This window comes from Microcoleus sp. AT9b-C3 (assembly GCF_036705485.1).
GTDB lineage: Bacteria > Cyanobacteriota > Cyanobacteriia > Cyanobacteriales > Microcoleaceae > Microcoleus.
Window position 1 is genome coordinate 115936 of record NZ_JAUBUR010000016.1, and the last position, 24890, is coordinate 140825.

Consider the following 24890-nt stretch of genomic DNA (forward strand, 5'->3'; position numbering starts at 1 on the left):
AATCTAAAATCTAAAATCGATTGACTCCTTGTTCGGCGAGAATTTCCTGAATTTGTGCTTCTGACAGTTGATCGAGGTCTGCTAACACCTGAGCGAGCATTTCATTGTCTGTTTGTTCGACTTGCTTTTGGGCGATCGCTACAGCAAAATCGGCGACAGTGGCCGACTCAAATAAACGGTGCAAAGGCAACTCGACCTGAAATGCTTGGCGCACTCTGGAAATAACTTGAGTTGCTAATAAGGAATGCCCTCCTAATTCAAAAAAGTTGTCGTAAATGCCGACTTTTTCAAGTTTGAGAACTTCAGCCCAGATAGCGGCTAAAACTTCCTCGATATTTGTGCGAGGCGCGACAAAGTTTCGTGTCAACTCCGGTCGCATTTCATCAGGTGCGGGCAGCGATCGTCGGTCTACTTTTCCGTTAGAAGTTAAAGGCAAACTTTTGAGTATCACAAAAGCAGAAGGCACCATGTACTCCGGCAATTTTGACGTTAAAAAATTGCGAATTTCCTTGTGGGTAGGTGCTTGTTTCTGCTCGGAAACCAAATAAGCCACGAGGCGCTTTTCACCAGGCGCATCTTCCCGCGCCACAACTACAGCCTGCGCGATATCTGGATGTTGCCCCAGCACGGCCTCAATTTCTCCCAATTCAATGCGGAAACCGCGAATTTTTACTTGGCCGTCAATTCGCCCGATAAATTCGATGTTTCCGTCTGGCAAATAGCGAGCCAAGTCGCCGGTTTTGTACAGTCGCGTCTTTGCTTGCGTGTCCAAGGGATTGGGAATAAATTTTTCTGCGGTTAATTCAGGGCGGTTAAGATATCCGCGTCCCAAATTATCACCGCCGATGTACAGTTCACCAGGTACGCCTATCGGCACTGGTTGCAAGTAAGAATCTAAGATATAAATCTGAGTGTTGGCAATCGGAAGACCGAGTGGAACTGTGTCAAAATCGCACCCAGTTTTATCAAATTCCACTTGATAAGTCAGGACACCTACAGTTGTTTCAGTTGGCCCATAGTGATTGAATACTGAGCAACTGGGAGCAAGATTGCGAAGTGTTTTAATTAAGCTCCAGTTGGCTGATTCACCTCCTAAAATAAGCCGTTTAGCAGGCAAAATAGACTTGGGTTGAGAGGAATTTAAAAGAGCAGCAAGGTGCGAGGGAACAATCTTGAGGCAATCGATAGAATGGCGGCGGAAATATTCACCCAGTGCCTCTGGATCGGTGGCGCGTTCTTGGGAGATAATATGCAGGCAACCGCCGAAACAAAGGGCGGGGAAAATCACTGTGTTTCCTAAGTCGGCGGCGAAGGTTGAAACAGTGGCGAAAGTGGCACCTGATGGCAGGTTTAATTTTTCCTCAATAGCGTACAGGTAATTGAGCAGTTGCCGGTGTTCGATCGCGACTCCCTTGGGCGTGCCAGTGGAACCAGAAGTATAGATGACGTAAGCTAAATTGTCAGAAGAGGCGCGAGGCGTGTAAGAGGCAGAAGTAGTGGGAATGTCTGTATCGATGCAAACAATATTTACCTGAGTTTTCGGTAAGCTTTCGATGAGCCGCTTTTGTACGAGCAAAACCTTCACCTGAGCGTCTTCTAGCATTAGCGCTTTACGCTCTATTGGGGTCGTTGGATCGATGGGTAAATAGGCGCCACCTGCTTTTAGTACGCCCAGCATTCCTACGATTGTTTCTAAAGAGCGATCGACGCAAATTCCCACAATTGTTTCGGGCAAAACTCCCAAGTTTTGCAGGTGATGGGCGAGTTGATTGGCGCGATCGTTAAGTTCTCGATAGTTGATTGTTTGGTTGTCAAAAACAACGGCAATATTATCAGGAGTGCGATCGGCTTGTTCTTCAAAAAGGTGGTGAACGCATTTGTCTGTCGGGTAATCTTTCTGGGTTTGGTTGAACTCGACGAGAAGCTGGTGACGATCGCGATCGCTGAGTATGTCTAGCTGACTGATAGCGACTTCTGGATTTTTGACTGTGCTTTCTAAAAGCGCCTGAAAGTGTTCTGACAAGCGCTTTATATCTGCCGCACCAAATAAAGCGGAATCGTAGTGAAATTCAGCGCTTAGGGAATTGCACAGGCGGAGGCAGGAGAGCTTGAGTTTGAATGGCTCTAGGCAGGCATCTTGTCGCACAAGGGAAAATGAAACGTCTGAATTACCATAGTTCTTAGGTTCTCCTTGGAAGTCAAAGCAGACGGGCCAAAAGCTACTGTTTTTTTCGTTTTCTAGGATTTCTTCCCAGCTAAAATATTCTTGCCAGTTGTACATCTCGTTGAGATTAAGCTCAACTTGCTGCCTCGCTTGTGAGAAATTTAACTCGTCTTCCACTGGGCATTGTAGGGGTAAGTATTTGCACAGCAGCCCCAGAGAGTGTTCTAATTCTTCATATTTTCTGCCGTCAATCGCTACGCCGATTATCGGGTTTTGCTCTCTGGTAAGCCGCCAAATGAGAATTTGCCAGCAAGTCAGCAGGAAGGCAGAAATATCGCTTTTGTGTTTTGGAGCGATCGCTTCCAGGCTGTTTAACAAATCCCCCCGAATTTCCACCCTTTCTACTAGCGGCTTAAATTCCGCTTCTGCATTCTTCTTTTCCCAAGGAAGCGTTAATAAATCGAAAGATTCAATGTTCAGCTTTCGCCAGTATTCTTGGCCGATTGCCGTTTCTTCTGATTCGAGTAACTCATTTTGCCACTCAGCAATATCGGCATATTGCATTGGCTCATCGGCTGGTTCTTCTGGACAGACACAGGCTGAGTAGGAAAGACTGAGTTCGCGGGTGAAATTTTTCAGGGTGGCACTATCTGCAATTAAGGCAGAGAAGTTCGCCACCAATAGGTGCTTGTCTTGGGCCAGAGTGACTAAAGAGATATGCCAAAGCGAGCCGCGCTCAAAATCAAAAGGAAGCAGACTTAGTTGCTGAAAAAGCGCTGCGATTTTAGCTTCTTGTTCTTCGGGAGACAAACCGCTCAGATTGTGTTCCGAGATAGGAACTTCACCAGTGCTGGCGATCGCTTGCAGGGGTAGTGTCATCCCAGGCAAGCAGTGAAAGCTAGTCCGCAGGATTTCGTGCCGATTTACGACATTTTGCAGCGCCTTTTTAAGCATCTCTCGATCGAGGTTTCCTGTAATTAAGATTGCACCTCGAACGCGATAAGTCTGTTGGCTTTTATTTTGCTGTAACCCCCACAGGTGTCGTTGTTGTGGAGAAAGTCTAAACCCTTCGATTGTTTCGTTTTGCATTTCTAAAGTTCCTTTAATAAGCCTTATCTTGACAGCTAAACGCTTCTGCCATACCGACAACAACCCGACGCGAACCCGAAAATGGCGTGCGTCCGTGCGCGACTAGCATATTATCTAACAGCAAGACATCTCCTTCTTCCCAAGGGAAAACAATCGTTTCTTGCTGATAGCAGCGACGAATTTCGTCTAATATAAAATCTTCAATGGGCGAGCCATCGCCGTAATAAGCATTGCGGGGTAAATCTTCCTGTTTAAAAGAAGTTAAAAGCTCTTTGCGAACGGCGGGTTCGAGATTAGAAATGTGGAAGAGGTGAGCTTGATTAAACCACACCATTTCCTGCGTTTTTGGGTGTTCCGCGACAGCTTGACATATTTGCCGAGTTCTCAAGCGATCGCCACTTTTCCATTCTAACTCAATTCCCGCTTTTTTGCAATACTCTTCTACCTCAATTTTGCTATCAGTATTGAAGACATTTTGCCAGGGTAAATCTACGCCACCGCCGTAATTTCGCACATACATTACCTTTTTTTGGGCAAACTTTTCTCTAATCTTTGAATCCAGGCTTTCAAACACTTTGCGGCTGTTAGCGATCGGAGTTTCTCCTCCGTGTTCGGCTTTCTTGACGCAGAAAAAAGCGATTTTCAGCGGCCAATTGCGAGAATAAGCCATTTCATTGTGCAACGGGATGAATTGCTCGGCAGGATACTCGGTGGAAGTGTAGATATTTCCGCTCACCTGACTGCGCGGAGTCGAGCGAAAAGAATATTCCAACAAGTCACCAGCAAGAGTTTGAATAAACTGCTCGAAACCGTTCACCCCCCCGACTTCAAAACCTCGAAAAAGTATTCCTCCATGCTTCCATAACTGCGTTTCAATTGATGAGCGATTGTTCAGTGCCCAACCTGCGAGATTTAATTTTTCTCCTGTTGGCTGAACAACTAGAGGTAGAAGGTTTTGGGGCTGGAGGTAGGCGGTTTTGACTAATTCCTCTGAGGACAGGCTGACGGCTTTGCGCCTAACTAATCCTAACTTTTGGGAATTGAAATTCTTTGTTTCTGTATTTGTCATAGTTTTTGGTTGGGTGAGGATTTTATCCCTTTTCCGGTAGCATCGGCATAGTAAAATTCAGTCAACAGTCAACAATCACAGATGGTGCAACCGGAATCCATCTAATTCATCTGCGTTAATCTGTGTTAATCTGCCTGTATCTGCGGTCAAAAAAAGAGAAATTCTTCACCGCCGATAACAAGGGATTGACGCTGATTAACGCAGATGTCGAGAAGAGAGATAGGAATAATTCGATGCTAACAGATTTGATATGAGCCATCATTTTCAACTTTTCATAACTTTGCGTTTAGCCATTTTAAATTTTTGAATTCCCGAAAGATGAATTTGTTTTTCCTGCTCAATTTGGTGCTGCCTTTCTGCTTCGGCAAGAATTTCTGCCAACTCGTCGAGCCTGATATCTGGCTGGATAACTACCTGGTTGAGAACGGTTTGAAAACCTCTCACGATTCGGGCAACAGTCGCAGCCTCAAATAAGTCTGTTTTGTACTCAAATAAGCCTTGAATTCCTTCTGAAATCTCCCAGAGAGTGAGGCTTAAGTCGTGTCTCGACATACCGACATCGAATTCCAGAACGGTCAAAGTCAAATCGCCTAATTTCAGGGGTGGCATGGGTGCATTCTGGAGTACAAACCACACTTGAAAAAGCGGGTTATAGCTGAGATTGCGCTCTGGCTGCAATTCCACGACGAGCTTTTCCAAAGGAACATCCGGGTGAGCGTAAGCTGCTAACGCTACCTCGCGTGTTCGAGCGAGCAGTTCGCGGAAAGTTGGATTACCTGCGGTGTCAATTCGTAGCACTAAAGTATTGACAAAAAATCCAATTAATTCCTCTAATTCAAGGAGGTTGCGGTTGGCAATAGGAGAGCCAATAGCGAGGTTATCTTGCTTTAATTGGCAGGATAGCAAGGATTGAAATGCTGCCAAAAACGTCATAAATAGGGTGACATCTTGTTGCGGGGCGAGCGTTTTCAGCCTTTCAGTTAAAGAAGCAGAAATAACAAAAGATTGCTGCGCTCCTCGAAAACTTTGCACGGGAGAGCGCTGCTTATCTGTTGACAGCACAGCTAAAGTGCCACCCAATTGCTGTTTCCAATAAGCGAGCTGTTTTTCTAATTTCTCTCCCTGGAAATGCTGCCGCTGCCAACTGGCGAAGTCCGCATACTGCACGGGAAGTTCAGGCAGCGGGGAGGGTTTGTCAGTTGAAAAAGCTTCATAAAGTGCGGCTACTTCTCGCACCAATACCCCCATAGACCAACCATCAGAAATAATGTGGTGTATCGTCAGCAGCAACACATATTCTGCCGGACTAAGTTGCAGCAGAGTGCCCCGCAGTAAGGGATCTCGCGTTAAGTCAAAGGGGCGTTGGGCTTCTTCAAGAGTACGCTGCTCTATTTCAGCTTGCTGCTCAGTTTCTGCTAAATGTTGCAAGTTTACCACCGACAAAGCGAAATCCAAGGAAGGAGAAATCACTTGAACAGGTTCCCCGTCCACTTCTGCAAAAGCAGTCCGTAAAACTTCGTGACGCCTGACAATTTCATTGAGTGTTTGTTGCAGTGCCGACAAATTCAATTGTCCTTGCAAACGCACAGCAGCAGGAAGGTTGTAGGCAGGGTTTTCGGGAGACAATCGATCGAGAAACCACAGCCGTTGCTGGGCAAAAGAAAGGGGAGCCGAATTTTGCTGCGATCGCCTGGGAATGCGCTGAGATTGCTCAGCCTGTACTGCCTCTTTGCCCAATGCTTTGAGGAGGAGCGCTCGCTTCTGGGGCGAGAGGTTTTTCAGTCGTTCTGAACGATTAGTAGACATCATAATTCACCTCCTCGCAGTGGTCGCTGTTTGTGATAGTTAAGGAAAGCTTTGCTGCTATTTTTAGCTGGTCGTTTAAAACAACGTTGATATCTGCTTCAGTGGTGAGGGGGTTGGCAAGGACGACTCGAAAAGCAACAATGGGAATCGTTTTGCCATAACAGGTGTTTTGCAGGGTTGTTCGCGATACGAAGGTGTGACCGGCTCGCCGCTGGGCCTCCTGAAGGCGCTCGTTAAATTGATTAATGAAGTGGTTGTCTGCTTCGGCTAGTTGTTTTTTGGCTGCTTTTTCCCTGAAGGTTTCTGGAATGTAGCGGTATAAAAGAATATTAATTTCTGGTTCTAGCAGCAATTCAAATTCTGGATTTTCCCGAATTAAATTGGCGAAGTGCTGCGTTTTATGGATGCCTGCATCTATCAAAAATTCATAGCCTTGATGGCCGATGATGTTGAAGGCGGCTTGCAAGAACAAACTCGCACCTGGCCGAGAGCCTTCGAGAGAGCGCTTGCCTAGATCGATGGAGTCTTTTCGCACTGTGTAGGGCGCGTGTTTTTCAATAACTTTGGCGGTTTGGGGATTGCGGAATAAAACCACACCGATTCCCATTGGCAAATACATTTGTTTGTGTCCATCTATGGTGACGGAATCTGCTAGTTCAATGCCTGCGAATTTGTGCCGGTGACGTTCGGAAAAAAGCACGGGGCCGCCCCAAGCGGCATCGACGTGAAAGTGAGCGTTTGCTTCTTGGGCGATCGCGGCTATTTCTGGAAGCGGATCGATACTTCCCGAATCGGTGCTGCCTGCAATACCGATAATTGCCAGAATGTGCAGGTTGCGATCGCGACATTCGGCTACAGTTTGGCGCAGCGCTGCCAAATCCATGCGGTGATTGGAATCGGTGGGAATTTTTAGGAGATTGCGATCGCCAATGCCTAATAAACCGGCAGCCTTTTCAAAAGAATAGTGCATCAAATTGGAGCCGATTATCACCATTCCCTTGTAGCCGTAAAACTCTAAAGCTGCGTACAAGCCTTCTTTTTCAATGCCACTAAAGTTATTTTTTGGCCCTAAAGAAGCGTTGCGAGCGCACCACAGGGCTGTGATATTAGCGAGGGTGCCGCCCGTTGTCATGATACCGAGCGTGCTGTCACTTTTTTGAATGTGCTGGTTATAAAAATCCTCAGAAAAATCGTAAATTAATCGGTGCATCATTGCCAAAGTCTGGCGCTCGCAGGGGCTTAAAACTTTGGCAGTTTCCATCTTGACCAAATTTTGATTCATCGCGGTTAACAGCTTCGCGATGGGGCGCACAAAATAGGGAAGTGCGCTCGTCATGTGACCGATATATCGGGGGGAAGAAGTGTGAATGGAATGGGCAACGAGGGTTTGGGCCAAATCATCGATATAATTCCCAACATCTGTAGGAAGGGCGGGAATTTTGTTTTCCCTAAACTCCTGAATAATTAACTCTAAGTCAATATCTGTACTAGCGGTTTTTGCGTACAAAAAGTCTTGAACTAGGGCAGAAATTCGCTCCTCCATTGCTTCTTCTGCCAAAAATGACTTTTCTGACGCACTGAATAGCTCCATTAACTTTTCTTCAAGTGGGGTAACACAGGCTTTTAAGGGCTGCATTACATCTTGACAATCTTTGATTTGTACTGTTAGTTTACTCATTCCGAATCAATCCTCTTAAGTGGGCTTTTTTTGTCTCCTATTTCCCATATAAACCTTAAAGGAAAAGGGCTTTTTGTGCTTTTTGACCAGAAAGAATTGGTTTAAAGCCCCAAGCCTTGCAGGGAGAAATTAAAAGAAGACTATTCATTACTCCAATCCTCGGAATTCCAGGTAGAGGTCGCCCCGCGGTCAACTGTCAACTGTCAACTGTCAACTGTCAACTGTCAACTGAACAACCCGATATTTACTCAGTCAGCATCACCGTTTGTGCTGACTCTCCATCACTCTTTTCTAAGAGATCGAGCAATTTATCTATCTGGTTAGAATCGGCGTTTGCCAGAATTTCTTCCTCGATTAGTTCAGCTAAATTCTCAATGGTGGGAGCGGCAAAGAAATCGCACAGCGCTAACTCTACCCCAAAGCACGATCGCACTCGCGATATTAACTGTGTTGCCATCAGAGAGTGACCGCCGAGGTCAAAAAAGTTTTGGTTAGTTCCTACTTTTTCTAGCCCTAAAAGAGCAGTCCAAATCTCAGAAATTTCTTTCTCTGTGGGCGTTTGTGGCTCAGTGAAAGCTGTTTCATCAGAAACGTAATCGCACCTTTGAGATAAGGCGAGGCGGTCAATTTTTCCGTTGGGCGTTAATGGCAGGGCATCTAATAGCACAAAAGCTGAAGGCACCATGTAATCGGGCAGTTTGTGCTTCAAGAATGAACGCAGTTCGGAAATAAGTTCTGGGTGCGGATTTCTGAACCCAGAGTTAGGAACTAGGTAAGCGACTAGGCGTTGGCTGCCCGGTGTATTTTCCTGAAGCAAAACAGCAGCGGTGGACACAGAAGAATATTGAGAAAGTGCTGCCTCTATTTCTCCGAGTTCGATGCGGAAACCGCGAATTTTGACTTGGCAATCGCCACGGCCCAGAAATTCTATATTACCATCCGGCAGGTAACAACCGATATCGCCTGTTTTGAACAAAACTTTTTGATTAGAATTACTGAGAAAATCTAATTTTTCTTGCCCAAACGGGTTAGAAATGAATTTTTCCGAGGTTAAGTCGGGGCGGTTTAAGTAGCCCTGTGCCAATCCATCGCCGCCGACGTAAATCTCGCCGGGAATTCCTATGGGAACGGGTTGCAAATTGCGATCGAGCAGATAAATTTGCGTGTTGGCGATCGGGCGACCAATTGGAACTTTCTCGACACAATGAGTTGCATTGTACCACGTCACGTCCGCAGCTACTTCCGAAGATCCATAAAGATTGATTAATACCCGTTGGGGCATTTGCTCTAGAAATTGCTGGCAAAGTTCCACCGGCAGAGTTTCTCCGCTGCAAATCCAATACTTTAATTGAGGCAAACGCCTGTCTAAATCAGGGAAGGAATCTAAGATAGCGCGCAACAAAGAAGGAACTAACACCAGTCGCGTTACATTTTGCTTGGATAAGGTTTGAAGGAATTGGTTAATATCTTTGACGGCTCGATCGGGAATAATCACTGTGGGCAACCCATGCAGCAAAGGAGCAAAGATTTCCCAAACCGAATCGACAAAATTTAAGGATGTTTTTTGACAGCAAATATCTTCTTCGCTAAAAGGGTAGGGGTTCCAAAAACAGCGATTTACTGTGCCTCGGTGGGTGCCGAGTACGCCTTTGGGAGTGCCAGTCGAGCCGGAAGTGTATAGGACGTAAGCGAGGTTTTCGGCTTCCACTTTAACAGCGGGGCTGCGATCGCTCTGGCGGGAAATTTCCTGCCATTCAGCGTCGATACAGACGACTTTAGCGCTGTGTTCGGGGAGGGTTTCTAGGAGGTTTTTTTGAGTCAAAAGCACCGGAACTTGTGCGTCGGCCAGCATGAACGATCGGCGTTCTTGGGGATAAGCAGGATCGACAGGAACGTAAGCGGCACCGACTTTTAAAATGCCCAAAATGGCCACCAGCATCGACAGCGATCGCTCTAAACAAATTCCCACCAAAACTTCGGGTTTTACACCTAGAGATTGCAGGTAATGCGCGATTTGGTTGGCTTTGGCATTCAATTCGCTATAAGTCAATTGTTCATTTCCGCAAATTGCAGCCACTGCATCTGGGCTTCGCTCTGTTTGCGCTGCAAATAATTCATGAATTGAGGAATTTTTGGGGTAATCCGCTTGAGTGTCGTTCCACTGGACAAGTAATTGCTGGCGTTCGGCGGCGCTCAATACGGGCAATTCTGAGAGTTTCCGCTCAGGATTTGCAGTCATTCCTTCGAGTAAAGTTTGCAGGTGTCCGAGCATCTTCGCGATCGCACTGTTCTCAAAGCGGTTGCTATTGTAACCAATTTTGAGCGCCAACTCCTCACCCGGCACCACCGTCAGCGTTAGAGCATAGTTCGTCTTTTCAAAAGAAAGAACGCTTTCTATTTCCAGGTTTTGAACCCGCTTCTGCAAAGAAGACTCTAAGGGATAGTTCTCAAAAACTACCAGCGTGTCAAACAAAGGCAGCCCGCGCGGCACTTCGCTCCACCGCTGCACCTCTACCAAGGGGCTGTATTCGTACTGTCGCGCCTCTATTTGTCCGTCCTGCAACTGTTTGAGCCAAGACAGCAGCGAGTCTTTTGGGCGAATCTTGACGCGCGCGGGCTGGGTGTTGACGAACAGCCCCACCATCGATTCTACTCCCGCCAAGTCTGGTGGACGACCGGAGACAACCGTGCCAAAAATAACGTCTTCCTCGCCACTGTAGCGACTCAGAAGCAGCCCCCAGGCTCCTTGCACTAGAGTGTTCAGCGTCAATTGCTGCTGCCGAGCTAACGATCGCAGCGCTGCTGTTGTCGCTACAGGCAGCAGGATTTGCTGTTCGCGATCGCTTTCTTCTGGCGCAGCGTCGCCAAAACCCCGCTCAATTGGCAGCGGCGTGGGTGCGGTAAAGCCTTGGAGGCGCTGCCGCCAAAACGACTCAGCCTCAGACAAATTCTGCTGCTGTATCCAAACAATGTAGTCGCGATAGGGGCGCGGGCGTGGCAAGGATAATTGCTCGCCGTTGAGTTCGGCTTGGTAAAAATCAAAGACTTCTGTGAGGATGGCGGGGCTAGACCAGCCATCTAGCAGCAGGTGGTGGTGGCTCCAGATGAAATAATAAGTATCTTTTGCCAGTTTGATCAGAGTCATCCGCATCAACGGCGGTTGTCGCATATCGAAACCCCGATCGCGATCGCTTTTGAGAAAGGTTTCTAGCTGCTGTTGCTGTGCTGCGGGCGCGAGATCTTGCCAATCGAACTCCTCCCAAGGCAGTTGGACTTGCCTGTGTACGACCTGAACGGGTTCTTTGAGGCCTTCCCAGACAAAGGAAGTTCGCAAGATGGGATGTCGATCGGTCACCTGCTGCCACGCCTGCTTGAATGCCTGCGCGTTCGCCAGTTTGCGAAGCGTGCAAGTTAATTGCTCGAAATAAACTCCTGAGTTGGGAGAGTAGAGGGTGTGAAAGAGCATCCCCTGCTGCATAGGCGAGAGGGGGTAAAAATCTTCAACGTTTGCTTTGCTCATTTCAAACTTTTCCAATTGCTGAAAGAATGTCTTCTAGGTCGTTTTGCGTCCACTGGCTCCACTTGAATTCTGCAAAGTCAGAGGGAGTGCAGCCGACTGCTTCAGGTTCCTGGGAAGCCAGGGCGATCGATCGCAGGGCTTCGGCAAATTTTTGCGCTAAATTCTCCACCGTAGAAGTTCGGTGAATTTCCTCGCTGTAAGTCCAATCCATTCGCAACTGCCCGCCCGCAACAAATCCGTTAATTTCTATCAAATAGCTGCGGTTTCCTTCGGGGCTAAAAGTCTGCCCGACCGATTCCCCAGACAGGGCAAATAAAGATGATTCAGGGAGAACTTGATCGAATTGTCCGAAGTAATTGAAACTCACCTCGGCGGTGGGGAGCGAGCTCAGTTTCTGGGACATTTCGCCGCCAGCGAGATATCGCAGCAACCCGTAACCGATACCGCGATTCGGGATGGCGCGCAACTGTTCTTTGACAGCCTTTAAGCCATCTGCGGGAGTGGAAGCCTCGCCGATCGACAGCAGTACCGGAAACACGGAAGTAAACCAACCCACAGTCCGCGAAACGTCTGCATCTGGGAAGATATCTTCCCGCCCGTGCCCGTCTAAATCAACCAGCAGCGAGCGTTCTCCCGTCCACTGGGCAAACGCCCAGGTCAGTGCTGCCAGCAGCACGTCGTTAATTTGGGTTCGGTAGACTTTGGGAACTTCGTGCAGCAAGACGTTAGTGTCTTCTGCTGCGATCGCCACCGACACGATGCGCGACTGCGCTACCGCATTGCTTCCCCCAGCGAAATCTACGGGCAGCGAAGAAATCGGCTTTTGCAGGTGTGCCAGCCAGTAATCGAATTCTTGGTGCAACGCTTCTGACTGACCGTATTCAACCAGCCGCTGTGCCCACTGTTTGAAAGATGTCGTCTTCGGCGGCAGCGCTATTGCTTCACCCCTGCTCAACTGTTCGCAGGCAATTTGCAAGTCTTCCAGCAAAATTCGCCACGACACGCCATCGACAGCTAAGTGGTGGATAACTATTAGCAGGCGCGAAGGTTGCTGCGGCCCCAGATCGAACAGAACAGCGCGCGCGATCGGCCCTTCTGACAGGTTTAAGCTTGCCTGTACTTCATCCGCCTTAGACGATATAGCACAATTTTGCTCATTTGTCAATAAATTAGATAAATCTAATTTTTCAAACGGCACGGCTCCCCCCGGTTCGGCATTGAACTGCTGCCAGCCAGATTCGCCGGAGGCAAAGCGCAGGCGCAGAGCGTCGTGGTGCGTCAGAAGTTGCGCGATCGCTCGCTCCAGCAGCGCTCCTTCGATGGGTTGCCGCACTTCCAACATCACGGCTTGGTTCCAGTGGTGCCCACAGGCAAAATTTTCTTCAAAGAACCACTGCTGCACGGGAGTCAGGGGCACCGCGCCCGTCACCGGTTTTTGCTCGGCTTGCACAGCCTCGACAGTGCCAGCGGCGGCTGCCAGTTCCGCGATCGTCTGGTGTTGGAATAGCAGTTTGGGAGTCAGTTGAATCCCCGCTTGATTGGCTTTGGCGACGATTTGGATGCTGAGAATCGAATCACCGCCCAACTCGAAGAAGTTGTCGCGCGTGCCCACTCGATCGATACCGAGTACCTGCGCCCAAATACTCGCGAGTTGCTCCTCGACGCTGCTGGAAGGAGCCGCGAAAGCTGCTTCCAAGTCGGATCGCGTCAAGTCGGGCGCTGGCAGCGCCGCCCGATCGAGCTTGCCGTTAGGCGTTAAAGGCAGTTTCTCCAGCAAGACGAAGGCAGACGGCACCATATACTCTGGCAAGCGTTCTTGCAGGAACTGGCGCAACTCGCTAGAAGACAGTGAAGAATTTTGCTCTCGGGCGTCGGGGACGACGTAAGCAACGAGACGCTGGCGATCGCCTTCCCACACCAAAACCGCACTTTCCCGCACTGCAGGATGCTGGGACAGCGCTGCCTCAATCTCTGCCAGTTCGATGCGGAACCCGCGAATTTTCACCTGATTGTCAATGCGACCAATTAGCTCGATATTGCCGTCTGGCAAGTAGCGAGCTAAATCCCCAGTTTTGTAAAGGCGATTTGAATACCCGAAAGCAGAAATTTCTTCGCAGAAGGGGTTGGCAATGAATTTCTGGGCGGTTAATTCGGGGCGGTTGAGATAGCCGCGCGCTACGCCAGCACCGGCGACGTGCAGTTCTCCGGGAACACCGATCGGCACGGGCTGCAAGGAAGCGTCTAAGATGTAAAGCTGGGTGTTGGGAAAGGGCCGTCCGATGGGCACTAACTGCTCGCCCGCTAAATTTCCCGTCGCGCTTTCAAAATAGCAACTGTCGATGGTGGCTTCAGTGATGCCAAACGAGTTAATCAACCGAGTTTCTGGGCCGCAAAATTGCCGGAATTTTTCATATTCCGAGCCATACCAACTGTCTGAGCCGCAGACGACGATTTTCATAAAGTCGAGCCGCTGTCCGCTCTCTTCTAGGTACTGGATCAGGTTCCTCAAGACGGCGGGAACGAATTCGGCAAAGTCGATCTTTTGCTGCCGCATCAGTTCGTAGAGTTCCTGCGGCGCGAGCAGCAAATCGCGATCGCACAGCACCAGTTTGCCGCCAGAACACAGCGATCGCATCAAGTCACCGCTAAAAACGTCGAAGGAGAAGCTGGCCATCTGGAGGTGAGATGTTACCCCAGAGCGAAGCTCATAAGCGGTTTCCCAGCCTAAATAGGCATTTACCAGACTGCTGCGATTGACTGCCACCCCTTTAGAGCGTCCAGTAGAACCCGATGTGTAGGTAACGTAAGCGAGGTTTTCAGGCGTGGCTGTGTTAGAGGGGTTTTCTTCGCTCTCCAGGGCAACTTGCTCCCAGTCTGCGTCCAAACAAACAACTTTGCAGGAGTGCGGGGGGAGCTTGTTTAACAGGTGTTGTTGCGTCAGCAGCAGTGGTGCCTGGGCGTCTTCGAGCATATAAGCCAAGCGCTGCGGCGGGTAAGCGGGGTCTAGGGGCAGGTAGGCTGCACCTGCTTTGAGGACGCCCAGAAAAGCCGCGATCGCCTCTAGAGAGCGATCGGCGCAAACGCCCACCAGCACCTCTTTCCTTGCTCCCAACTTTTGCAAGTAATGCGCGATTTGGTTTGCCTTGGCGTTGAGCTGTCGGTAGGTTAGCTGCTGGTTGTCAAAGACTGCAGCCGGGGCGTCGGGGGTTTGCTCTGCCTGTTTTTCAAACAGATCCTGCGGACACTGGTTCGGCAAATAACCCGTATTGGTGTTATTCCACTCCAGCAATTGCTGCTTTTCGGCAGCAGTCAGCAGCGGCAAGCTGGAGAGGCGCTGCTGTGGATTAGCGGCGATACCTTCCAACAAGGTTTGCAGGTGTCCGAGCATCCGGGTAATGGTGGCGCGATCGAACAAATCCGTGCTGTATTCCACGGAGGCTTGCAGCCTTTCCCCGACTTCTTCTAAATCCAAGCTCAAATCACACTGAGTCGTATTCGTTTCTACCTGGAGCAGACTTAAAGTCAATCCGGGCAGCTCCAAGGGCGGCATGGGGTTGTTCCGCAACTGGAACATAACCTGAAATACCGGGTTATAACTCAGACTGCGCTCGGGTTGCAGTTCCTCAACCAGTTTCTCAAATGGCAAGTCTTGGTGGGCGTAGGCTCCCAAAGTCACCTCGCGCAAGCGTTGAAGCAATTCTCGAAAAGTAGGATCGCCGGAAACGTCAGTCCGCAACACCAGGGTATTGACGAATACGCCAATGAGCCCTTCAATTTCCGCGCGGTTGCGGTTGGCGATCGGCGACCCGACTAGCAAGTCTGTCCGCCCTGTATAGCGGTAAAGCAGCGTTTTAAATGCCGCCAGCAGCGTCATAAACAGGGTAACGTCCTCCCGCTGGCTGAGGTTTTTGAGGGCGGCTGTCAGCTCGAAAGACAGCAATAGCGACTGGGTTGCGCCTTCGGATGTCTGAATTGGAGGTCGGGGTCGATCGGCTGGCAGTTCCAGCAAGGGAGGCGCTCCCTCCAACTGTTGCTTCCAGTACGCAAGCTGAGTTTGCAGCACTTCGCCGCTGAGCCAGTGGCGCTGCCAGATCGCAAAGTCGGCATACTGCACGGGAAGTTCTGGAAGCTGGGGTTGGTTCCCGGCGGATAAGGCTTCGTAAATTGCCGCCAGTTCCCGCGCCAGCACTCCTATCGACCAGCCATCTGAAACGATGTGGTGCATCGTCAGCAGTAGGACGTATTCTTCTTCGCTAAGCTGTAGCAAAGATGTTCGCAGCAAGAAGCCTCGTTCCAAGTCAAAGGGCTGTTGCGCTTCCTTTGCAGATAGCTGCTTTACGGCTGCCTCTCGATCGCTCTGGGGCAGTTCTCGCAGGTCTATTACTGGCAGCCGCAGGCGAGAAACAGGGGGAGCAATGACTTGAACGGGCTGTCCCTGAACCTCAGTAAAAGTCGATCGCAAAGCTTCGTGCCGGTTGACGATTTCGTTGAAAGTTTGCTCCAACACGGCTACATTTAATTTGCCTTTGAGCCGGATAGCGCCTGGGAGATTGTAGAAAGATTTTCCCGCCTCGAACTGGTCGAAAAACCACAGCCGTTGCTGGGCGAAAGACAAGGGGATTGAGTCGCCTTCTTTCCTCCTAGGAATTCTGCGATCGCTTGAGGATTCTACCCCCTTTTCTCGCAGCATCACTTCCAGCAATGCGCGTTTTTTTGCAGATAGTTTCAAATAGCTCATTTGACCCTGATTAATGTTGACTAGACTGCTGGAATTAATAAGTAGAGGGAGAGGCGATCGCCAATTCCCGATCGGGGAGAGAAGTTTTCTCGGCTAGCATTTGCTCTACTTCTTCATCGGAAAGTTCCGCAAGACTCAGCAGCAATTGAGCAGTATTTTCAACTTGCTCTCGCTGCGCGGGATTTTCTACCAAGCCAGCGGCTTGCTCGGATGCGGTAGGCGACTCGAAGAATGAGCTCAGGGGGACATCTACCCCGAAGGTGTCGCGCACGGCTGAGATGACTTGCGTGGCTAGTAGGGAGTGCCCTCCTAAATCGATAAAAAAGTTGTCGTGAATGCCGATTTTTTCCACTCCGAGTATTTCAGCCCAGATGCCTGCGAGAACTTTTTCAACCGGGGTGTTAGGCGCGACAAAGGTTTTGGGAAGGAAGGCGGCATCCGGTGCGGGCAAAGCTTTGCGGTCTACTTTTCCATTGGCAGATAGCGGCAGCGCCTCCAGCATGACAAATGCAGAGGGCAGCATATATTCGGGCAGCTTTTGGCTCAGAAATTGCCGCAATTCGCAAGTTTCTGGCGCTGCATTATTTTGTTGGGGAACCACATACGCTATTAACCGTTTCTGACTGTGCTGTTCTCCGAATGCCGTTACTACACACGATCGCACTGCCGGGTGCTGGTTCAAAGCGACTTCAATTTCTCCCGCCTCGATGCGATATCCCCGAATTTTGATGCGGAAATCTTCTCGCCCTAAAAATTCGATATTGCCGTCAGGGAGGAAGCGCCCTAAATCTCCCGTTCGGTACAAGCGATCGCCGGTGACGGGGTGCGTGAGAAAGCTGGCGCGAGTTTTTTCTTCATTCCGCCAGTATCCTTTTGTCAGCCCAACTCCGGCACAGCACATCTCGCCGGCAACCCAGACGGGACAGTCTTCCAGCCTTTCATTCAAAATGTAGTAGCGGGTGTTCGCGATCGGCTTGCCGTAGGGAATGCTCTTCCAAGAAGGGTCAACAGTTTCTACCGGATACCAGATGTTCCAGAGAGTGGTTTCGGTTGGCCCGCCAACGCTGACAACGCGACATTCTTTGACGATCGCCCTTAACCTCTGGGGCAGTGTTACTGGAATCCAATCTCCGCCGAGAAACGCCCAGCGCCAGCACTCCGGCAACACCTCAGAACGTCCGGCAGCGTAATCGAGCAGCATTTCCATCATCGGCGGAACCGAGTTCCAAATGGTGACGCGCTCTTTTACCATCAATTCAGTCCAGTGAGCGGGGTCTAGCCGTTGTGCGGCATCGGGAATGACGCTCGCGCCCCCGACCGCTAGGATGCCGAAAATATCGTAAACCGACATATCGTGGTGCAGTGCGGTGACTGCGATCGCGCGATCGCACTCGGTCACATTAAACACTTGGTTGGTCTGAGCGATCGCATTGACTGCACCTCGGTGCGCGATCGCCACGCCTTTCGGCAAGCCAGTTGAGCCGGAAGTGTAAATCACATAAGCTAAATCTTCCGGTTCCTGCACCGTTTCTAAAGGTTCGTCACTTTCTTTTGCCAATTCGTCCGTATCGAGGCAAATTCGCCGCACATTTTCCGGCCATTCTAAGCGTTGATTTAACTGAGATTGCGTCAAAACAATCTCAACTTCGCCATTTTCCAGCAAATACCACAGCCGCTCTTTTGGCAGCGCCGCATCTACGGGCAAATAAGCGGCTCCAGAGGCTAGAATTCCCAAAACAGCGACGATTTGCTCCCATCCTTTTTCCATGACGACGGCAACCAACTGGTTGGGGCGAGTTCCCAGCTTCCGCAATCGGTGAGCGACTTGATTTGATCGCCGATAGAGTTCCTCGTAAGTGAGGGTACGATCGCGCGTAATGATGGCGGGTTCGTGCGATCGCGACGCGACTTTCTGAGCAAACAATTCGTGCAGCAATACATCGGGAATGGGTGCCTCAATGCTGTTAGTAAAGGCTTGCTGAAACTGCACCGTTTTCTGCCAAGTTTCCTCTTCATTGGCGAGGCGTTGCAATAGGCGGCAATAGGCATCAAACATATCGTCAATCATCCCTGGCGGGAAGAGTTCTTCCACCGCATCCCAGCTAAAAGAAAGCCCCTCAGCAGTTTCGGTAAATTGCGCGTCGATCCAAACTTGCGGAGTTTGACCGATAATGTGAACCAGTTCTCCCAATTCTTGAATCAGAGAAAAGATAGAATAATCTTCCCCAGGCGCGTTTTGCGGATCGATCGTAAACACGACCGGCATCAGGGCTGCGGTTGTACCTTGCGCTTGGGCGAGTTCTCGCAAAACGCGCACGCCGCTGACATATTGGTGTTCTAAATCTTGCCAAAGTTGTTCTTGCAGTCGCTTGGCTCGTACTTCAAAACTTTCTTGCTTTGAATTGTCTATTTCTAGCAGAGTAAATGAGGCAAATTCTCCGATAATTTCCTCAACTTGAGGATGGAGGGGAAGGCGATTAAAGCGAGGCACGTTGAGGGTAAACCGAGGCGTTTTGCTCCACAGGGAAAGAACTTCGGCATAGGCAGCTAGCAATAAACCCGTAGGGGTGAGGCTGGCGCGAGCTGTGCGCGTTTTGAGGCGCTGCCAGGTTGGCAAGTCTAGGCGATCGCTCCAGCGTTTAAATCGCGGCTGCGTTAAGGAATTCGGCTGTTTGGCGAGGGGCAATTCCGGCGCTGGTGGCAGGGTTTTGAGGCGATGGCGCCAGTAATCTAAGGATTGCTGGTAAAATGGGGAGTTTTCTAAGGCGATCGCGGCTAATACGCAATCGCGGAAAGACAGTTGCAAGGGCGCGATCGCAGTATTGGGATTGCGGTAAAACTTTACCAAATCGCCAAACAAGATTTGAAAACTCCAGCCGTCTATGCACAAAGCGTCAATGCTGATGTGGAGCCGGGTGCGGCGATCGCCCCTTTGCGAAGCGCAAATCTCGAATAGCGGCCAGCGATCGAGCGGCAGCACTTGGTGGGAAAGGCGATCGCGAATTGCTTCGAGCTTTTCGTCGGCAACCTCTGGAGCGAGCGATCGCAAATCCAAAACCTCAATTTTATAAGCGGGTACGTTTTCCAGAATTTGCTGCTGTCCGTTAGGCAGTACGATCGCCCGCAGCATATCGTGGCGCTCTACAACTCGCTGCCACGCGAGGCTAAACCGCTCTAAATCTAACTCGTCGCTCTCAATTTCTACATAACCGTGAATGGCAACATTGCCCATTTCAAAAAAGCAATTTCTGCCGATCCAATATGCCTGCTGCATTTCGTTGAGCGGAAATGGTTGGTAGCGATTTTGAGAATCGGGGGCGATCGCAGGCAGTGAAATCAGGGGTTCGGGCGACTGCTGGCTCTTAGCTTGTGCGATCGCAACTGCCAGACTGGCGACAGTGGGGGATTGAAACAAGCAGCGCAATGATAGCTCGACTTGAAAGCGATCGCGCACCTTGGCAATCAGTTGAGTTGCCAGCAAAGAGTGACCTCCCAACTCGAAGAAATTGTCATTGATTCCCACCTGTTTTAAACCCATAACCTCAGCCCAAATATCAGCTAATACTTGTTCTTCTAAAGTTTGAGGAGCGATAAAATCGGCGTCTAAACTGTTGGTTTCGGGTGCGGGAAGTGCTTTGAAATCTACCTTGCCGTTTGGCGTCAGTGGCATAGATTCCAAACACACAAAACTGGCAGGAACCATATAATCTGGCAGTTGTTCTCTGAGGAAAGAGCGCAGATTTTTAATCAGTGCGGAGTTCCCAATGCTGAGTGCTGAGTTTAAAACGAGGTAAGCAACTAAGCGCTTTCCGCCTGAATCTTCGTCACGCGCGAGAATGACGGCTTCTTGCACGTCTGGATGTTGGCTGAGTGCAGATTCAATTTCTCCCAACTCAATGCGGAAACCGCGAATTTTTACTTGGCGATCTGTGCGATCGAGAAATTCTAAATTCCCGTCGGGAAGATAGCGAACTAAATCGCCTGTTTTGTAAAGGCGATCGCCTTGTTTGCTGCTAAAAGGATCGGGAATGAATTTGTTTTGATTCAGCTCTAAACGGTTAAGATAGCCTCTGGAAACGCCCGCACCTCCGATATAAAGTTCGCCGGGAACTCCGATCGGAACTGGTTGCAAATTAGCATCGAGTACATAGGTGCGGGCATTTGGAATCGGGCGTCCAATTGGCAAGGTTTTTGCGGAGTTTTTAGAGTTTTTAACCGCAGAGGGCGCAGAGGACGCAGAGGGGAGAGAAGAAGAGGAGGAAGAGTCCCACCACGTCGCGACAATTGTTGTTTCTGTGGGGCCGTAAGTATTGACTAGCCGGACTTTTTCTGATACGCACTTTTGCCACTGATTCAGCGATGCTGAAAGCGCTGCTTCTCCGCCAATAATTGTCAAGCGCACTGACGGGGGAAATTCTGCTTTTTCGATGCTGAGTCTGGCAGTTAATTCGCGCCAGTAAGCTGTCGGCAAATCCAATACAGTGATTTCCCATTCCCGGCACTTTTTCAGGAAGGAAGAAATGCTATCTAACATGGAATTTCCGCGCAGTACCAAAGTGGCACCTCGCGTTAAACAGGGATAGATTTCTTCGGCGCTGGCGTCGAAGCTGAGGGAAGCAAATTGGAGAATGCGATCGCCTGGTTCGATGCTATATTCGCTACTCGCAGCCTGCGTATAATTGGCCAAAGATTGATGCTGCACCATCACTCCTTTTGGCTTGCCAGTAGACCCGGATGTATATATGATATAAGCGAGGTTTTCTGGCCCAACGGGGCTGTCAGGATTTGACTGATGTTGTTGAGCGATCGTTTCCCATTCTGCATCCAAGCAAATCACAGAAATATTATTTTGGGCTGGCGTTTCTGCTTTTAATTCTGCTTGCGTTAGCAATACCCTAACTCCAGCGTCTTCTAACATGAAGGCGAGGCGTTCTTTAGCATAGATGGGGTCGAGGGGCAAATAAGCGCCACCTGCTTTTAAGATGCCTAAAATTCCGACGATCGCATCGAGCGATCGCTCCATATAAACGCCGACTATCGCATCGGGTTTGACGCCGAAAGAGTGCAAGTAATGGGCAAGTTGATTCGCGCCATCGTTCAGTTCTCGATAGGTCAAAGTTTGGCATTCAAATCGCACCGCAACCGCATCAGGCGTTTTCGCAGCCTGCGCTTCAAACAAACGGTGAACGCACTCATTTTGGGAGTAATTTACCCCAGTATTATTCCACTCAAATAGAAGTTGCTGGCGTTCTGTTTCTGCAAGCATGGGCAAATCGGACAGTCGTGCAGAGGGATTCGCAACTATGCCTTCTAATAAGTTCTGAAAGTGTCTCGCCATCCGCGCAATTGTAGCCGCTTCAAATAAGTCTAGGCTGTACTCAAACCAGCCTCTAATACCTGTTGCTGTGGCTTCTAATTCCAGCGTTAAATCGAAATTTGCTGTGCCGCTGTGAATCTGTTGGCAGTTCAAGCTTAAATTCGGCAATTCTAAGGCGAATTCAGAGGCATTTTGAAAGGCAAACATCACCTGAAATAAAGGCGAGTGACTTAAATCTCGATTCGGCTGCAATTCTTCTACCAACTTCTCAAACGGTACATCTTGATGCGCGTAAGCGCCTAATGCAACCTCTTGCACTCGATTCAGCAACTCTCGAAAAGTTGGATTTCCATTTAAGTCAGATCGCAGGACTAAAGTATTGACAAAAAATCCAATTAATGATTCGGTTTCGGTGCTGTTGCGGCTGGCAATTGGTGAACCGACGAGGATATCTTCTTGCCCCGTGTAGCGGTAAAGCAATGTTTTGAATGCTGCCAGTAATGTCATAAAGAAAGTGGTTTTTTCACTACGACTCAATTGCCTAATTGCCTCGGTTAAATGCTCTGGCAATTCAAATAATTGCCTACCTCCCTTGTAACTTTGAACAGCGGGACGAGAAAAGTCTGTTGGTAAATTTAGAACCGCTGCACTCCCACTTAACTGCTGCTTCCAGTAAGTAAGTTGAGTTTCTAATATTTCTCCCTGCATTTGTTGGCGCTGCCAACTTGCAAAGTCTGCATACTGAATTTGCAGCGGTGGAAGCGAGGCTAAATTTTTATTAGCAAAACCTTCATAAAAGGCAGCTAGTTCCCGTAAAAATACGCCCAAAGACCAGCCATCAAAAATGATATGGTGGGCGGATAAAAGCAGAGTATGTTCTGTCTCATATAGGCGCAGAAGTTTGGCACGAAGCAGATTTGGTTGAGTTAAATCAAAGGGCAATTTTGCTTCTTCAGCACACAGTTTTCGTGCTATATTTTCACGTTCATCCGGGGAGCGATCTCTTAAATCAATCAGCGGTAATGGGAAACTTTTTGCCTCAAAAATAACTTGTATCTGTTCTTTCTCACCACCAGCAAATGCAGTTCTCAAAACCTCGTGCCGCTCGATAATTTTCTCAATACTTTGCCTGAGTGTTTCTGCATTGAGTTGTCCTGTAATCCGAACTGCACCGCAGAGGTTATAGAAGGGGTTTCCCGGTTCCAATTGGTCGAAGAACCACAAGCGTTCTTGGGCAAAAGACAGGGGAAGATGGCGCGATCGAGAAACTGGCCTTGGGACGGCTGCTTTGGTATTTCCTGTTAGTTGCTCTAGAATTTGCACTGCCAGTCGAGCCATGCTCCTATCTTCAAACAAATCGGCAACCGATACAGTAACGCCCAAGTCACTCTCTATTTGATTTTTTAACTCAAAAATTCTTAAAGAATCTAGTCCAAAGCTACTGAGCGGTCGATCGATAATATCTTGTGTTTGCCCGCTGGCACTGAAGTGGATTGAAGATTCCTCTTCAGTCGGCTTTAGCCGACTTTGGCTATTAGCCGGGGAATAAATTCCCCGGCGGTTTACCTGCTGCCAAAGGTAAGCCTCAAGAAGCGACTGCCGTTCTTCTAACTCGGCTGTCTGCAGAATTTCTCGCGTGAGTTGACTCTCGATTTCCACCGAATCAGCTAACTCTAAAACGCTACTGGCGACAACTTCCAAATTGTCAGCTAGAAAGTCTGCATAGGCGGCGCGACGTTGAATTTTACCGCTGGTCGTTTTCGGAATGCTTCCGGGCTTAATCAGCACTACTCCATAAACTTGCACTTCATATTCTTGAGCAATGCTGGAGCGGATGGCGCTGATAATTTCCTCGGCATTATCCGGCGCTTTGCGAGATTGTAATTCTTGCACGATAACGAGCTGTTCTTCGCCTGCGACTTCCACCGAGAATGCCGCGATCGCCGCTTGCCGCAAACTGGGATGGCTGCGCTCTGCTGTTCTTTCTATATCTTGGGGGTAAAGATTGCGACCTCGGATGATAATCAAATCTTTGAGTCGCCCTGTAATAAACAGTTCTCCGTCGCGTAAAAAGCCTAAATCTCCGGTTCGCAAAAATGGCCCTTCGCTGGTATCTGAAAGATATGCTTGAAAGGTTTTTTCTGTCTCTTCTGGGCGATTCCAATAGCCTCGCGCAACTGTTTCGCCAGCTACCCAAATTTCTCCGACTTCCTGCGGCTGGCATTGCGTCAGAGATTCGGGATTGACGATCGCAACTAGAGTGCCAAATTCAGGGAAACCGCAGCCGACTAAAGTTCTCGCGCCCCCCTCGCCTTCGCCAACTTCTACAATGTGATTATTTTCCAGCGCCCCAGCGTCAACAGGTAAGAAAGTCGGTGTTATTCCGCTGCGAACCGTGGCAATTTTTAGCGTGGTTTCTGCCATTCCGTAAGCAGGACAAAAGGCATCGGCGTGAAAACCGCAGGGTTCAAAAGCTTTGGTAAATCGCTCTAAGGTTTCTTTGTGGATCGGTTCTGCGCCGTTATAGGCCACGCGCCAACTACTCAAGTCGAGCATTTTTTCGCCATCGCCCAAGATTTTGCTTATTTTGCTAGCGCACAAGTCGTAAGCAAAATTTGGCCCGCCGCTGTGGGTAGCTTTGTAGCGCGAAATCGCTTCCAACCAGCACATCGGGTTCTGAATAAACGCCGCTGGCGGCATGAAGTAAGAGGGTATTCCCAGATACAAAGGTTTGAGCAATCCGTCAATTAACCCCATGTCGTGAAAGGGGGGAAGCCACGTTACGGCAACGCTTTCGGAATCGTGGTTAAAGCCTCGGTCAATGTATTCGATGTTGTATAAAACGTTGGCGTGGCTCACCATTACGCCTTTGGGGGTGGAGGTTGAGCCGGAAGTGTACTGAAGATAAGCCACTTCGTCGGGATGGATGGGTGGCTGCTGCCACTTTTCGCCGTCACCGGAAAGCATTTCTGCTGTCAGCCAGCGCAGCCCTTTGAGTTCCGGCGCTTGCTGGCATAGCTGTTCTAAATTTTCCCGGTGTCGCGCGGGAGCGATTGCAACTGTTGCTCCTGCATCTAGGGCGATCGCACTAATTTTCGCTAAATTCCGTTTCAGCTTCGGCGGATAGAGGGGAACCGCGATCACTTTGGCGTACAAACATCCAAAAAAGGCGGCGAGATAGTCCAATCCTGGCGGGAAAAGCAGTAAGGCTCGATCGCCAGTGACTCCCAATGTCTGAAGTCGCGCGGCGTGCGATCGGGCGATCGCGTCTAACTCTCGATAAGTCAAACTGGCGGTTTCAGTTTTTCCGTCTAACAGAAATGTATATTTCTGCTCTGGTTGGTGTAATGCTCTGTTTTTTAGAAGTTCTACTAAATTGGTGCAACTTTCGGTGAGTTGGTTTCCCTTAATGTCTGCGTCACTCATCGATTCTTTTTACCTAATAAATCTTGTTTGCAGTACGCCAACCAGTTCCGCCAAATTCTTTCCACATAGACGTTCTGTGGACA

The 24890-nt window shown here is 49.3% G+C and carries 7 protein-coding genes; all 7 read right to left on the reverse strand.

Annotation, left to right across the window (positions count from 1 at the left end; genetic code table 11):
* Nucleotides 1–10: 10 nt before the first annotated feature.
* A complete protein-coding gene (locus QUB77_RS16315) occupies nucleotides 11–3253 on the reverse strand; it encodes an amino acid adenylation domain-containing protein (protein WP_333174142.1) in 3243 nt (1080 codons plus the stop codon).
* A 13-nt stretch (nucleotides 3254–3266) separates the two neighbouring features.
* Nucleotides 3267–4322 carry a TauD/TfdA family dioxygenase gene (locus QUB77_RS16320; protein ID WP_333174139.1) on the reverse strand — a complete coding sequence of 352 codons (1056 nt, stop codon included), beginning with the start codon at nucleotides 4320–4322 and terminating at the stop codon, nucleotides 3267–3269.
* Nucleotides 4323–4586: 264 nt separating this feature from the next.
* The gene (locus QUB77_RS16325) at nucleotides 4587–6131 is read right to left on the reverse strand and encodes a condensation domain-containing protein (RefSeq protein ID WP_333174136.1); all 1545 of its coding nucleotides are present in this window, start codon (nucleotides 6129–6131) and stop codon (nucleotides 4587–4589) included.
* Nucleotides 6118–7806 (reverse strand): pyridoxal-dependent aspartate 1-decarboxylase PanP, encoded by a 1689-nt coding sequence (panP, locus tag QUB77_RS16330; protein ID WP_333174133.1) that lies wholly within the window; start codon nucleotides 7804–7806, stop codon nucleotides 6118–6120. Before panP ends, QUB77_RS16325 begins: the two co-directional genes overlap by 14 nt.
* A gap of 244 nt (nucleotides 7807–8050) precedes the next feature.
* A complete protein-coding gene (locus tag QUB77_RS16335) occupies nucleotides 8051–11326 on the reverse strand; it encodes an amino acid adenylation domain-containing protein (RefSeq protein ID WP_333174131.1) in 3276 nt (1091 codons plus the stop codon).
* Nucleotide 11327: 1 nt separating this feature from the next.
* Nucleotides 11328–16064 carry an amino acid adenylation domain-containing protein gene (locus tag QUB77_RS16340; protein ID WP_333174129.1) on the reverse strand — a complete coding sequence of 1579 codons (4737 nt, stop codon included), beginning with the start codon at nucleotides 16062–16064 and terminating at the stop codon, nucleotides 11328–11330.
* A gap of 34 nt (nucleotides 16065–16098) precedes the next feature.
* Entirely contained in the window at nucleotides 16099–24807 is an 8709-nt protein-coding gene (locus QUB77_RS16345) for an amino acid adenylation domain-containing protein (protein ID WP_333174126.1), read from the reverse strand.
* Nucleotides 24808–24890: the final 83 nt, after the last annotated feature.

What these genes read in the sequence shown, in the direction of transcription:
- QUB77_RS16315 (WP_333174142.1), bottom strand. Translation starts at nt 3,253, where the DNA reads ATGCAAAACGAAACAATCGAAGGGTTTAGACTTTCTCCACAACAACGA.
- QUB77_RS16320 (WP_333174139.1), bottom strand. Translation starts at nt 4,322, where the DNA reads ATGACAAATACAGAAACAAAGAATTTCAATTCCCAAAAGTTAGGATTA.
- QUB77_RS16325 (WP_333174136.1), bottom strand. Translation starts at nt 6,131, where the DNA reads ATGATGTCTACTAATCGTTCAGAACGACTGAAAAACCTCTCGCCCCAG.
- panP (WP_333174133.1), bottom strand. Translation starts at nt 7,806, where the DNA reads ATGAGTAAACTAACAGTACAAATCAAAGATTGTCAAGATGTAATGCAG.
- QUB77_RS16335 (WP_333174131.1), bottom strand. Translation starts at nt 11,326, where the DNA reads ATGAGCAAAGCAAACGTTGAAGATTTTTACCCCCTCTCGCCTATGCAG.
- QUB77_RS16340 (WP_333174129.1), bottom strand. Translation starts at nt 16,064, where the DNA reads ATGAGCTATTTGAAACTATCTGCAAAAAAACGCGCATTGCTGGAAGTG.
- QUB77_RS16345 (WP_333174126.1), bottom strand. Translation starts at nt 24,807, where the DNA reads ATGAGTGACGCAGACATTAAGGGAAACCAACTCACCGAAAGTTGCACC.